The sequence below is a fragment of the Paraburkholderia acidicola genome (assembly GCF_002362315.1).
GTDB classification, from domain to species: Bacteria; Pseudomonadota; Gammaproteobacteria; order Burkholderiales; family Burkholderiaceae; genus Paraburkholderia; species Paraburkholderia acidicola.
The window spans coordinates 460,091-473,802 of record NZ_MTZV01000001.1; the positions used below are offsets into that span (position 1 = coordinate 460,091).

At 63.0% G+C, this 13,712-nt stretch carries 13 protein-coding genes; 1 reads left to right on the top strand and 12 read right to left on the bottom strand.

All coding sequences use genetic code 11. The features are described from left to right. Positions 1-25 precede the first annotated feature (25 nt). The 12 genes from fabZ to rpsB form a co-directional block, all read right to left on the bottom strand. Entirely contained in the window at positions 26-493 is a 468-nt protein-coding gene (fabZ, locus tag BWP39_RS01720) for a 3-hydroxyacyl-ACP dehydratase FabZ (protein WP_096716638.1), read from the bottom strand. A 108-nt stretch (positions 494-601) separates the two neighbouring features. Next, positions 602-1,681 (bottom strand): UDP-3-O-(3-hydroxymyristoyl)glucosamine N-acyltransferase, encoded by a 1,080-nt coding sequence (gene lpxD / locus BWP39_RS01725; RefSeq protein WP_096716639.1) that lies wholly within the window; start codon positions 1,679-1,681, stop codon positions 602-604. A gap of 42 nt (positions 1,682-1,723) precedes the next feature. Continuing rightward, positions 1,724-2,266 carry an OmpH family outer membrane protein gene (locus BWP39_RS01730; protein ID WP_235851363.1) on the bottom strand — a complete coding sequence of 181 codons (543 nt, stop codon included), beginning with the start codon at positions 2,264-2,266 and terminating at the stop codon, positions 1,724-1,726. A gap of 46 nt (positions 2,267-2,312) precedes the next feature. Next, positions 2,313-4,616: an outer membrane protein assembly factor BamA gene (bamA, locus tag BWP39_RS01735; RefSeq protein ID WP_096716641.1), complete on the bottom strand. Its 2,304-nt coding sequence runs from the start codon at positions 4,614-4,616 to the stop codon at positions 2,313-2,315. A 67-nt stretch (positions 4,617-4,683) separates the two neighbouring features. After that, a complete protein-coding gene (gene rseP / locus BWP39_RS01740; protein WP_096716642.1) occupies positions 4,684-6,072 on the bottom strand; it encodes an RIP metalloprotease RseP in 1,389 nt (462 codons plus the stop codon). A gap of 7 nt (positions 6,073-6,079) precedes the next feature. After that, positions 6,080-7,282: a 1-deoxy-D-xylulose-5-phosphate reductoisomerase gene (locus tag BWP39_RS01745; RefSeq protein ID WP_096716643.1), complete on the bottom strand. Its 1,203-nt coding sequence runs from the start codon at positions 7,280-7,282 to the stop codon at positions 6,080-6,082. Positions 7,283-7,292: 10 nt separating this feature from the next. Then, the gene (locus BWP39_RS01750; protein ID WP_096716644.1) at positions 7,293-8,126 is read right to left on the bottom strand and encodes a phosphatidate cytidylyltransferase; all 834 of its coding nucleotides are present in this window, start codon (positions 8,124-8,126) and stop codon (positions 7,293-7,295) included. Further along, positions 8,120-8,902 carry a polyprenyl diphosphate synthase gene (gene uppS, locus BWP39_RS01755; protein WP_096716645.1) on the bottom strand — a complete coding sequence of 261 codons (783 nt, stop codon included), beginning with the start codon at positions 8,900-8,902 and terminating at the stop codon, positions 8,120-8,122. Before uppS ends, BWP39_RS01750 begins: the two co-directional genes overlap by 7 nt. Before the next feature lie 64 nt (positions 8,903-8,966). Beyond that, positions 8,967-9,527: a ribosome recycling factor gene (gene frr / locus BWP39_RS01760; RefSeq protein ID WP_091013856.1), complete on the bottom strand. Its 561-nt coding sequence runs from the start codon at positions 9,525-9,527 to the stop codon at positions 8,967-8,969. Between the two features lie 98 nt (positions 9,528-9,625). Beyond that, a complete protein-coding gene (pyrH, locus tag BWP39_RS01765; RefSeq protein WP_091013860.1) occupies positions 9,626-10,339 on the bottom strand; it encodes a UMP kinase in 714 nt (237 codons plus the stop codon). A gap of 240 nt (positions 10,340-10,579) precedes the next feature. Further along, positions 10,580-11,461, bottom strand: coding sequence for a translation elongation factor Ts (gene tsf / locus BWP39_RS01770; protein WP_096716646.1), 882 nt, complete (start codon positions 11,459-11,461; stop codon positions 10,580-10,582). 172 nt (positions 11,462-11,633) lie between these two features. Next, positions 11,634-12,386, bottom strand: a complete 753-nt coding sequence (gene rpsB, locus BWP39_RS01775; RefSeq protein ID WP_091013867.1) for a 30S ribosomal protein S2 — start codon at positions 12,384-12,386, stop codon at positions 11,634-11,636. A gap of 514 nt (positions 12,387-12,900) precedes the next feature. On the opposite strand from rpsB, the gene map reads away from it, so the two are divergent. Beyond that, positions 12,901-13,710: a type I methionyl aminopeptidase gene (gene map, locus BWP39_RS01780; protein ID WP_091013870.1), complete on the top strand. Its 810-nt coding sequence runs from the start codon at positions 12,901-12,903 to the stop codon at positions 13,708-13,710. The last annotated feature ends 2 nt before the right edge of the window (positions 13,711-13,712 follow it).

A 13,712-nucleotide genomic window follows, 5' to 3' on the forward strand; every position in this document is an offset into this window, starting at 1 on the left:
CCGCCTGCCGGCATCGACAACGAAATTACTGACTGTCGCTATCCGACTGCCGGACCGCGCACATCAGGTCGGCTTCCGCCGCCACCACACCGTCCACTTCCGCGCGCGCCTTGAACTTCCAGATGCCGCGCATGTGCCGCTCGAGTGTTGCGTGCAGCATCAGCTGGTCGCCCGGCTCGACGATGCGCTTGAAGCGCGCGTTGTCGATGCCGACGAACAGATACAGCGTGCTCTCGGGATCGTGCGGTTCTTCCGAGAACGTCAGAAGCGCGGCCGTCTGGGCCAGCGCCTCGAGGATCAGCACGCCCGGCATCACCGGACGCTTCGGAAAGTGCCCCGTGAAGTACGGCTCGTTGATCGTCACGTTCTTCAGCGCCTTGATGCTCTTGTGAGGCTCGAGTTCGAGCACCCGGTCCACCAGCAGGATCGGATAGCGGTGCGGCAGTAGCGTGAGAATCTTGTGGATGTCGAGATTGATTTTTTCGGTGCTCATGGTGTTTCTGCTCACGCGTGAATCGCGCGACGATGACTGCGGATGCTGGTGCAGGGAGGTTGGTCACACAAGCTGCGGCCGGTCTCCTGTTCCAGCCGCCGCATGGCTTTACGCCTTGTCCGTTGAGGCGTGGGCGGCCGTGGCCGCTTCGAGCGCCTTGATGCGGTCTCGTAGCTTGTCGAGGTTGCGCATTATCGCAGCACTCCGGTTCCAGTCGGCGTGGTCGACGGCCGGGAACGCGCTCGTGTACATGCCGGGTTTCAGCAGCGATTTCGACACGCCCGACTTCGCCGTGACGATCACGTAATCGGCCAGCGTGACGTGGCCCGCAATGCCCACCGCGCCACCGATCATGCAGTGCCGGCCGATCGTCGTGCTGCCGGCAATCCCGGCACAGCCGGCGATCACCGTATAGGCTCCGACCTTGCAGTTGTGGCCGATCTGCACGAGATTATCGATCTTCACGCACTCTTCGATCACCGTATCGGCCATCGCGCCGCGGTCGATCGTCGTGTTCGCGCCAATTTCGACGTCCGGCCCGATCGACACGCCGCCCACCTGCGGAATCTTCACCCAGTTGCCGGTACGCGCGTCGCCTTCGCCCACGAAGTCGGGGGCAAAGCCAAAGCCGTCCGAGCCGATCACCGCGCCGGCGTGCACGATGATCCGGTCGCCGAGCTTGCAGCCGTGGTACACGGTCACGTTCGGGTACAGATGCGCACCCGCACCAATCTGCGTGCCGCGCCCGATAAACACGTTCGCATCAAGCCGCACACGCTCACCGATCACCACACCGGCTTCGACCGTCACGTTCGGCCCGATCACCGCGCTGGCCGCGATCTGCGCCGATGGATCGACGGTTGCGCCGGGATGCACACCGGGTACGGGCTTCGGTGCGGCGAGATCGATGAAAGTCTGGGCGATACGCGCGAAATACGCGTAGGGATTCGGTGTGACGATAAAGTTGCGGCCCTCGCGCGACGCGAGTTTCGCGAGGTCGTCGGCATTGATCAACACAGCGCCCGCGCGCGTGCTCTCGACCTGCGACAGATACTTCGGGTTCGCGAGGAACGCCAGCTGGTCGGGAGCGGCCTGATCGAGCGGCGCAAGACTGCCGACCCGGTGCGAAGCGTCGCCGACGACTTCACCGCCGAACTGCCCAACGATGTCCTCGAGCGTAAATGCCATGCGTGTGCTGCTCCTGCTGTTCAGTGAATCCCGGTTCGACGCTCAGTTCGACGAACCCGACCCGGCGCCGGACGCCAGTGCCTTCAGCACCTGATCGGTGATGTCGATGCTCGGACTGACATACACCGCTTCCTGCACGATCAGATCGTAGTGCTGCTGCTCGGCGATCTGCTTGATCACCTTGTTCGCGCGATCGAGTACCGCAGCCAGCTCTTCATTGCGGCGCTGATTCAGGTCTTCACGGAATTCACGCTGCTTGCGCTGGAAATCGGTGTCGAGCTGCGAGATGTCGCGCTGCTTCTGGGCACGGTCGAGTGCCGACAGCGACGCACCGTTCTTGTCGAGCGAATCGGACAGGCTCTTCAGCTTCTGCGCCATGTCCTGCAGGTCCTTGTCGCGCTTCGCGAACTCCGCTTCGAGCTTGACCTGCGCAACCTTGGCCGGCGCGGACTCGCGCAGGATGCGATCCGAATTGACCGCGGCGATCTTCGCGACCTGAGCGTGCGCGACCCCCATCCCCAAGGTCATCGTCATCGCCAGCGTCCATGCGCACGCCACACGTTTCGAAAACATACCGGTTTGCAAAGTCATCCTCTCGATACCGTAAAGAGCCCCATTCCGCCTTGCTTCATCAGAACGCTGTGCCGATCTGGAACTGGAATTTCTGATACTGATCGCCGACGTGCTTCTGCAGCGGGAAGCCGAGACTCAGCTTCAACGGTCCGATCGGCGAGATCCACGCCAGACCGACACCGTAACCGTAACGCAGACCGTTCGCGCCGACGCTGTTGCCCTCATTGCCCCAGACGTTACCGCCGTCCAGGAACGTGAAGACGCGCAGCGTGCGGTCGTAGCCGGTGCCCGGCAGCGGGAATGTCAGTTCGATATTGCCGACCACCATCTCGTTACCGCCGATCGGGTCTCCTGTCGTCGAGTCGCGCGGACCCAGCGAACTCGGCTCGTAACCCCGCACCGAACCGATACCGCCCGCGTAGTAATTCTTGAAGATCGGATACGGCTTGCCGGCCAGCCCGTTACCGTAGCCGCCCTGCAGGTTCAGGCCGAGCACGAAACCGCGTGCGAACGAGTAATAGTACTGCGCCTGAACATCAGCCTTGTAGTATTGCGTGCGCCCAGCCGGCGTGCCGTATTCGGCATTCGCCTGCGTGAAGTAGCCGCGGCTCGGGACGAGTGCGCTGTCGCGCGCATCGCGCGACCAGCCTACCGTGAGCGGCACGTTGTTCGACACGCGGCCGAAACTGTTCACGTAGTCGATGTAGCTCTTCGGCGTAGCGGAATCGACGTCGAGCGTGTTCTGCTCGAGGCCCGCGCCGAAGTACACCGTATCGACTTCCGAAAACGGAATCCCAAACTTCAGGTCGCCGCCCACCGTTACGATGCGGAAGCTCGAATTGGTCGAGTAGTACAGCGGCTGATACGTGCGGTAGTAGACGTCAGTGATGCGCTTGATGCCGTCCACCGTGAAGTACGGGTCGACCTGGGTAACCGTCAGCGTACGGTACGTCTTTGCCGTGTTGACGTTGACTGACAGGCTCGTGCCCGAACCGAACACGTTGTCCTGCGATACCCCCGCCGACAGCACGACCTTGTCCGTCGACGAAAAGCCCGCGCCCAGCGTAATTGCGCCAGTCGGCTTCTCGGTCACCTTGACATCCACGTCGACCTGGTCGGGCGTGCCTTCCACGGGGATCGTCGTGACGTCGACGTCGGTGAAGTAGCCGAGACGGTTGATCCGGTCTTTCGACAGCGCGAGCCGGTTCGAATCGAACCACGAGCTTTCGAGCTGGCGCATTTCGCGGCGCACGACTTCGTCGCGCGTGCGCGTGTTGCCGACCACATTGATGCGCCGCACGTACACGCGGCGGCTCGGATCGACCTGCAGCGTGAGGTCGACCTTGTGATGCTCCTGATCGATCTGCGGCAACGCGTTCACGGTAGCAAACGCATAACCGTACTCGCCCAGCTTGTCGACGACCGCCTTCGTGGTGGCCTGCAGCTTCTCGGCCGAGAACCGGTCACCTGGCTTGATCTTGATCAGCTTGCGGAGCTCCGGCTCGCGGTCCAGCAGGTTGCCACCCAGCTTGATGCTCGAAATCGTGTACGGCTCGCCTTCGTGCAGCGTCACCGTCAGGTACATGTCCTTCTTGTCCGGCGAAATCGACACCTGCGTCGAATCGATGTTGAACTCGAGATAGCCGCGGTTCAGGTAGTACGAGCGGATGTTTTCGAGGTCGCCGGTGAGCTTTTCCTTCGAGTACAGATCGTTCTTCGTGTACCACGAGAACCAGTTCGGCGTGGACTGCTGCATCTCGTCGCGCAGCGTGCTCGTGCTGAACGCCTTGTTACCGATGAAGTTGATCTGGCGGATCTTCGCGCTCGGTCCTTCGATCACCGAGAACAGCAGCGACACGCGATTGCGGTCGATCGGTGTGACCGTGGTCGTGACTTCGGCCGCATAGTAGCCGCGCGTCAGGTACTGACGCTTCAGCTCCTGCTCGGCCTTGTCGACGAGCGCCTTGTCGTAGTAGCGACCCTGCGACAGACCGACCGCGCGCAGCGCCTTGGTCAGGTTGTCCTTGTCGAATTCGTGGATGCCGGAGAAGTCGATCGTGCCGATGGCCGGACGTTCCTGCACCTGCACGATCACGACGCTGCCTTCGGTCGCGATCTTGACGTCGTTGAAGAAACCCGTCGCATAGAGTGCGCGGATCGCTTCGGAAGCCTTGTCGTCGTTGAATGTGTCGCCTTGCTTGATCGGCAGGTACGAGAACACCGTACCGGCTTCGACGCGTTGCAACCCCTCGATGCGGATGTCTTGCACCACGAATGGTGTCGTCGCGTGAGCCACCAGCCCATGCGCGGCGAATGCCGCGGCTACAACAGTCTTAGGTACCAAGCGATGAGGTTTAAACAACGTGCTTCCCCAGTGTGTATAGCTGCATCAGGTCAGACGGTCGTCATCGTGAACGCCGCCGGACACTTTAAAAATGGATTAAACGAGCCAGATCGTTGAAAAGCGCAATCGCCGACAATGCGACGATGCAGGCGAGTCCCGCTCTCTGCAGAACGAGCTGCCAGCGATCGGATACAACCTTGCCGGTTACAGCTTCAACCAAATAATATAACAGATGCCCCCCGTCCAAAACCGGAATTGGTAACAGGTTGAGTACGCCGAGACTAATACTGACGAGCGCGAGGAACGATAAAAAGGCCGACGGACCGAGTCGCGCGCTCTTGCCCGCGTAATCCGCGATCGTCACCGGACCGGACAGGTTCTTCAGCGAAGCCTCGCCGACGATCATCCGGCCGAACATCCGCAACGAGTAGACACTGAGGTCCCACGTGCGGCGCGCGCCCAGCTGCATGCTTTCGAGCGGACCGTAACGGACCTCGAGCGATGGCACCTGGGTGGCCAGTTCGGCGCCGATGCGGCCGACTTGCTGGCCGGTCGTCTCGTCGCGCCGGGCCGCGGGCACGATCACGATGTTCTCGAGCGTGCCGGGCTGCTGCCCCTGGGCGCCGCGCTCGATCCGCAGCGTGACCGGCTTGCCTGCATGCGCCTTGATGGCCGCGATGAAAGTGGTGGCGTTGTCGGCCGGCTTACCGTCGACCGCGCGCAACCGGTCGCCCGCCTGCAATCCGGCCTGTTGCGCGGCGCTGCCCGCCTCTACCCCCGCCACGGACAACGTGCCGCCACCTGGCTCGAAGCCGAGCCGCGACATGAAATCGTCGTCGACGTCCTTGTCGGACACGCCGCGCAGGTCGACGGGGAAATCGAAGGTGCCGCGGCCGTCCTTTGCGCTCAGCACCACACGACGGTGGTCGAACGCGGCCCCGAGCAGCTTCCAGCGCAGATCGGACCACGAGCGCACCGGCTCGGATTCGCCCGCATCGCCCTCGCGCACCGCCACGACTGTTTCGCCGCCATCGAAGCCCGCGCGTGCCGCAACGGTGTCCGGGGCCGGGGTCGCGACAATCGCCGCCGGCTCGGTCACACCGGTCGCGAACACCACAGCGAACAGCACGATAGCCAGCAGGAAATTAGCGATCGGGCCGGCCGCGACGATCGCGATCCGCTTGCCGACCGACTGACGGTTGAAAGCGTGAGGCAACTCGGCGGTGGGGATGGGTACGCCCTCTTCGCGCTCGTCGAGCATCTTCACGTAGCCGCCCAGCGGCAACGCGGCAATCGTCCACTGCGTACCGGTCTTACCGCTGACCCATTGCACGAGTGGCTTGCCGAAACCAATCGAAAAGCGCAGCACTTTAACGCCGCACAGACGCGCGACGCTGTAATGGCCGAACTCGTGCACGACGACGAGCACGCCGATCGCGACCACGAAGGCAAGGAGTTCGATCAGCACGTTCATGGCTGGCTCACTGGACGACGCGTTCCGCGCGGCCCGTGGCGTAAGCACCGGCAACGAAACCGGCCGCCGCACGGCGCGCCGCGGCGTCGGCATCGAGCACATCGTCGAGGCTGCCGGCACTGCGGTTCGGCAGCGCGTTCAGCACGGCGTCGACGATCTGCGCGATCGCCATGAAGCCGATCTTGCGCGCAAGGAACGCTTCCACCGCGACTTCGTTCGCCGCGTTCAGCGCGGCGCTCGCGACGCCGCCTTCGGCGAGCGCCTTCATGGCGAGCGCGAGGCACGGGAAACGGGCGTAGTCGGGTTTCTCGAACGACAGCGACGCGACCTGCACGAGGTCGAGCGGCGCAACGCCGGAGTCGACGCGCTCGGGAAAAGCCAGCGCGTGCGCGATCGGCGTACGCATGTCGGGATTGCCGAGCTGTGCGAGCACCGAGCCGTCCGCATACGACACCAGCGAATGGATCACGCTCTGCGGATGGATCAACACTTCGATGCGTTCGCCCGGCAGATCGAACAGCCAGTGCGCCTCGATCACTTCGAGGCCCTTGTTCATCATCGTCGCCGAATCGACGGAGATCTTGCGGCCCATCACCCAGTTCGGGTGCTTGCAGGCTTCGTCGGGGGTGACGTCGACGAGCGTCGACGGTTCGCGCGTGCGGAACGGGCCACCCGACGCGGTCAGAAGGATCTTCGAGACGCCGCCGTGCAACGCGGCTTCGCGCGGCAGGCACTGGAAAATCGCGTTGTGTTCGCTGTCGACCGGCAGCAGGACCGCGCCGTGGTCGCGCACCGCGTCCATGAAGATCGCGCCGGACATCACCAGCGCTTCCTTGTTCGCGAGCAGGATACGTTTGCCGGCGCGCGCCGCGGCCAGCGTCGGAGCAAGGCCCGCTGCGCCAACGATCGCTGCCACAACCGTATCGCAGGCGGCGCTTTCCGACACGTCGACGAGCGCCTGCGCGCCGAATGTCACCTCGGTCTTGCAGCCGGCGGCCCGCAGCTTTGCCGCAACCTGCGCGGCGGTATCGGCGTCGCCAACCACCGCCACCTCGGGGCTAAAGCGCAGGCATTGCTCGACGAGCTTGTCGCCGTTGCGATGCGCGGTCAGCGCGTAGATCGAGAAGCGCTCGGGATGACGCGCGACGACGTCGAGCGTGCTGTCTCCAATCGAGCCCGTGGAACCGAGCAAAGTTAATCGTTTGTGCATGTCTCTTTCTCTAGCCGAGCGTCGGCGGCAACAGCAGCATGGCGAGCGGCAGCACCGGCAACAACGCGTCGATGCGGTCGAGCACGCCACCGTGTCCCGGTAGCAGGCCACTTGAATCCTTCACGCCGGCCTGCCGTTTCAGCAACGATTCGAACAGGTCGCCGATCACACTGAACACGACCAGTACGGTCAACGCCGCGATGGTGCGCACTGCACCGAACTGCACGAACAGCGCTGAATACAGCGTGGGTTCGAATGCATGTAGCGCAATCGCCACGCCGGCCACGATCATCACCGTCGCCCAGCCGCCGATTGCACCCTCCCAGCTCTTACCGGGACTGATCGTGGGGGCCAGCTTACGGCGACCCAACGCTTTCCCCGCGAAGTATGCGCCAATGTCGGCGAGCCACACCAGAAGCAGCAGGGACAGAACGAACGGCACCCCGGCCATGCGGGCAGCGACGAGCGCATGCCAGCAGGCGACAAACGCGACGATCCCGGCGACGAACAGGAACAGGCGCCACGCGCCTTGCGCGAGCGTAGGCTTGCGCAGCAGCACGAACGGGCCGGCCAGCACCCAGAATACGCCTGCCGCCTGGAAGAGCGGCCGGGGCAACTGCATACCGGTACCAAGACGCGCACTGGCGACGAGCGCAGCCGCGGTCACGAGCGCATAGACCACCGGGCCGGCGCCGCCCACCTTGAGCAGGCGTGCCCATTCCCACGCGGCAAACACGACGACGAAAGCGATCAGCGCGCCGAACGCACCCACCGGCGCAAACAGCGTAACCGGCAGGAACACCGCGAGGAGGACGAGCGCCGTGATGACACGGGTCTTTAGCATGGAAGCGAGTCGGCGTTTTGCGATTGCGGCTCAAGTTGAGCGCTGGTGCGGCCGAAGCGGCGCTCGCGTTCCGTATAGGAAGCGATGGCATGGCCGAGGGCGTCGGCGTCGAAATCCGGCCAGAAAGTATCGGTGAAATAGAACTCGGTGTAGGCCAGTTGCCACAGCAGGAAGTTGCTGACGCGTTGCTCGCCGCCAGTACGGATGAACAGGTCGGGCTCGGGTGCGTACGCCATGGCCAGATGTTCGGCAAACGATCCCTCGGTCACCTCGACGGCGTGACCCGCTGCCGCCGATTGCTCGGCGAGCTTGCGCGTAGCCTGCATGATGTCCCAGCGACCGCCGTAGTTCGCCGCGATGGTCAGCGTGAGACGCGTATTGCGTGCAGTCTTGGTTTCCGCGCGGCGAATCAGGTCCTGGATGCGCCGGTCGAACATCGACAGGTCGCCGACTACACGCAGACGAATACCGTTCGCATGCAGCTTGCCGACTTCGCGCTCAAGCGCGGTGACGAACAGACGCATCAGGAACGAGACTTCATCCGTAGGACGCCGCCAGTTCTCCGAGCTGAACGCGAACAGCGTCAGGTATTCGACGCCTTGCCGCGCGCACGCTTCAACGGTGGCGCGCACCGCATCGACGCCGCGCGTATGACCCGCCACGCGCGGCAGGCGACGCTGCGTCGCCCAGCGGCCGTTACCGTCCATGATGATCGCGATATGTCGCGGCACCGCTGCGACGTCAGGCACGCGCACGGTTGAGCTGGTATAGGTCATGGCCGTCGGAGCAATAGCTGCAAGTGAAGAAGAGTGGACCCTGAAGGTGCCGATGCCTGAGGCATCACACCGTCATGATCTCGGCTTCTTTCGTTTGCACGAGCTTGTCGATCTCCGTGACGAACTTGTCCGTCAGCTTCTGGACGTCGTCGCTGGCGCGGCGCTCGTCGTCCTCGGAGATATCCTTGTCTTTCACGAGCTTCTTCAGTTGCTCGTTGGCATCGCGCCGCAGGTTGCGCACCGCGATCTTGGCCGTCTCGGCTTCGCTCTTGACGACCTTCGTCAGTTCGCGGCGGCGCTCTTCGGTAAGTGCGGGCATCGGTACGCGGATCTGGTCGCCCGAGGTAGCCGGGTTCAGGCCCAGATCCGATTCGCGGATCGCCTTCTCGACCACCTGCACCATCTTCTTTTCCCACGGCTGCACGCCGATCGTGCGCGCGTCCACGAGCGTCATGTTCGCGACCTGCGAGATCGGTACCGGCGAGCCGTAGTAATCGACCTGGATATGATCGAGCAGGCCCGTATGCGCACGGCCCGTGCGGATCTTCGACAGATCGTTCTTGAATGCATCGATCGAGCGCAGCATCTTCTGCTCAGCGCCCTTCTTGACGTCAGCTACAGACATATTTAAACCTCCGAACCTTCAAAACGGTGCGGGCCAGCCAGCGCGCGTAAAGCGGCGACCCGGGCCCGCGTTCGAACCCACATTTTCTGACAAGGAGTTTACACGTGGACGAGCGTGCCTTCGTCCTCGCCCTGCACGATACGTTTGAGCGCGCCCGGCTTGAGAATCGAGAACACGCGAATCGGCAGCTTCTGGTCGCGGCACAGCGCAAACGCCGTCGCATCCATCACCTGCAGGTTGCGGCCGATCGCTTCGTCGAAGCTGATCGTCGTGTAGCGCGTCGCGCTCGGGTCTTTCTTCGGATCAGCCGAATAGACGCCGTCGACCTTGGTCGCCTTCAGCACGACTTCCGCGCCGATTTCCGAACCGCGCAAAGCCGCTGCGGTATCGGTAGTGAAAAACGGGTTGCCGGTACCGGCCGCGAAGATCACGACCTTGCCTTCCTCGAGCTGGCGGATCGCCCGCGGGCGAATGTACGGCTCGACCACCTGGTCCATACGCAGCGCGGACTGCACACGTGCTTCGATGCCCGCGTGACGCATCGCATCCTGCAGCGCAAGCGCGTTCATCATCGTGGCGAGCATCCCCATGTAGTCAGCCGTCGCACGGTCCATACCGGCCGCGCCGCCCGCCACACCACGGAAAATATTGCCGCCGCCGATCACGACCGCGAGCTGCGTGCCCAGCCGCACTACCTCGGCCACGTCCGCCACCATGCCTTCGATCGTTGCGCGATTGATGCCGAAAGCATCCTCGCCCATCAGAGCTTCACCGGAAAGTTTGAGGAGAACGCGTTTGTAGGCAGTGGGCATAGGGGTATCCAGATCGCGCGGAACAGGGCAACAACAAGGGACTAATGTAGGGGTGAAATGCCGGTTCGGGCAAGGGCCGCCAAATTGACGGCCTGCGAGGCCCATGCAGGGCGGCTGCGGCGCGAGGGTCGACCCGCGGACAGCCTTGCGGCGTTTCCGGCCGCGGCAGGCTTGTGCCCCGCCGCGGGTCCAACGATACAACGTGGTGACGCGGCGCGGTGCCGCGCCAACGTCCAACGCTTACTGTTGCTTTGCAGCAGCCACTTGCGCTGCCACTTCGGCAGCGAAGTCGTCCTGGCGCTTCTCGATGCCATCGCCGACTACGAACAGTGCAAATTTCTGCACCGACGCGCCGCCAGCCTTCAGCATCTGCTCGATTGTCTGTTTGTCGTTCTTCACGAACGGCTGGTTCAGCAGCGAGACTTCCTTCAGGTACTTCTGCACGCTACCGTCGACCATCTTCGCGACGATTTCAGCCGGCTTGCCCGATTCGGCGGCCTTCTGTTCGGCGATGCTGCGTTCCTTCGCGATCAGGTCAGCCGGCACTTCGTCGGCCGACAGCGAAACCGGCTTCATCGCGGCGATGTGCATCGCGACGTCCTTGCCGATCTGCTCGTCCGCGCCGGTGTACTCGACCAGCACGCCGATACGCGTGCCGTGCAGGTAAGCAGCCAGCTTGTTCGCGGTTTCGAAGCGCGCGAAACGGCGGATCGACAGGTTTTCACCGATCTTGCCGACCAGTGCGAGGCGCACGGCGTCGACAGTCTGGCCGTCGAGCGGCAGCGCGGCGAGCGCAGCCACGTCAGCCGGGTTTTGCTTCGCGATCAGTTCAGCGACGGTCTTCGAGAACGCGAGGAAATCATCATTCTTCGAAACGAAGTCGGTTTCGCAGTTCAGTTCGACGATCGCGCCCGCGTTGTCGCCGAGGAACGAGGCGATCACGCCTTCTGCCGTCACGCGCGATGCTGCCTTGCTCGCCTTGTTGCCGAGCTTCACACGCAGCAGTTCTTCGGCACGTTCCATGTCGCCGTCAGCTTCCGTCAGCGCCTTCTTGCATTCCATCATCGGCGCATCGGTCTTCGCGCGCAGTTCTGCAACCATGCTTGCGGTAATTGCCGCCATCATTCGCTCCTTGGGTCTGTCTTTCACACGCCGTCCGCATTCGATGCCGACAGCAAGAATTCGTTTCCGCGCGGCGCATTTTTTTACGCACCGGCGGTGGTCCTGCTAAACGCTACGGCTTAAAAAAAGGGGGCCTGTAGAAAGCCCCCTTTTTGGCCGGTCACGGGGTCGCTTACGCTTCCGCGTTGACCTCGACGAACTCGTCGCCGTCGTCGCCGCGTGCGGCCTGGACCACTTCGTTGACCGAGTTCGCACGGCCTTCGAGGATCGCGTCAGCCACGCCTGCCGTGTACAGGGCAACAGCCTTGCTGGCGTCGTCGTTACCCGGGATCACGTAGTCGATGCCTTCCGGCGAGTGGTTCGTGTCGACCACTGCGATGACCGGCACGCCGAGCTTGTTCGCTTCGGTGACGGCAATCTTGTGGTAACCGACGTCGACCACGAAGATCGCGTCCGGAATGCCGCCCATGTCCTTCACGCCACCGATCGACTTTTGCAGCTTCTGGATTTCGCGTTCGAACAGCAGCGCTTCCTTCTTGCTCATGCGTTCGGTTTCGCCGGATTCGACAGCGGCTTCCATGTCCTTCAGGCGCTTGATCGATACTTTCAGCGTCTTGAAGTTGGTCAGCATGCCGCCGAGCCAGCGTGCGTTGACGTACGGCATACCAGCGCGCAGCGCTTCTTCAGCCATCGTGTCACGCGATTGACGCTTCGTGCCGACAAACAGAATCGTGCCGCGGTTCGCTGCCAGTTGACGCACGTACTTCAGCGCGTCGTTGTACATCGGCAGCGTCTTTTCGAGGTTGATGATGTGAATCTTGTTGCGATGGCCGAAAATGAACGGGGCCATTTTGGGGTTCCAGAAGCGCGTCTGGTGACCAAAGTGGACACCGGCTTCCAGCATTTGACGCATGGTGACTGCCATGTAAATCTCCGCAAGGGTTGGGTCTTAAGCCGGCTGCCGCATCCACCGCGCCGCCCTCACCTTTGTGAAGACCTGACGCTGCGGACACCCTGGGTGCGCCGGCTTGCGAGTTTGCTGCTTCGCTTCCTGTTTGCTTGAGGCGCCCGTACTGACTTACGCAGGCAGAGCACATCAAGGATCTTCGCGACGCAGGAAGCGCCCGCCGCGAGAACCCGCCCCTTAATTCGCCCAATACCGCACACAAACCGGTATCCAACAAATCAGGAACGACGTAGCCCGCGATTATAGCATGTGACTATCGCCTGACTCAATGGGTCCGATGGATACCTGGTAGCACATAGCGTTGGCGGCAGGTTGCACCTCCGGGCGGCGCGCGGCCGGCGTTTCGGCGCAAACCGGGGCGCCACAGCCCGGTCCGCCGGCCGCCCGGGCGTCTCCGGGCCGTCTCAAAAGCCAGCGGCACCCTCAATATGGTGCGATAATTCGCCCAATAGACGCATTTCAGGCCCATCCCATGGCTATTACGATCAAAAACGAACACGATATCGCGCAAATGCGCGTTGCATGCCGCCTCGGGAGCGAGGTGCTCGACTACATCACGCCTTTCGTTAAGCCCGGCATCACGACCGGCGAACTCGACCGGCTGTGCCACGAATACATGCTGAACGTACAGGGCACGGTCCCGGCCCCGCTCAACTATCAGCCGCCGGGCTACCCGCCGTACCCGAAAGCCACCTGCATTTCCGTCAACGACGTGATCTGCCACGGCATCCCCGGCGAGAAAACGCTCAAGAACGGCGACGCGCTGAACATCGACATCACGGTGATCAAGAACGGTTATTTCGGCGATACCAGCCGGATGTTCATCGTCGGTGAAGGGTCGATTCTCGCGAAGCGGCTCGTCCAGACCACCTTCGAATGCATGTGGCTCGGCATCGAACAGGTGCGTCCGGGCGCGCATCTCGGCGACATCGGCTACGCGATCCAGCGGCACGCCGAGGCGCAGGGCTATAGCGTGGTGCGCGAATACTGCGGTCACGGTATCGGTACCGTGTTCCACGAAGATCCGCAAATCCTGCACTACGGCCGCCCTGGCACGGGTCTCGAATTGCAGACCGGCATGATCTTCACGATCGAACCGATGATCAACGCCGGCCGCCGTGATATCCGCACCATGCCGGACCAGTGGACCGTCAAGACCAAAGACCGCAGCCTGTCCGCACAGTGGGAGCACACCATCCTCGTCACGGAAACGGGGCACGACGTGCTGACCGTCTCCGCCGGTACGCCCGCCCGGCCGGCGCTCAGCGCCGCTACCGCCTGAGC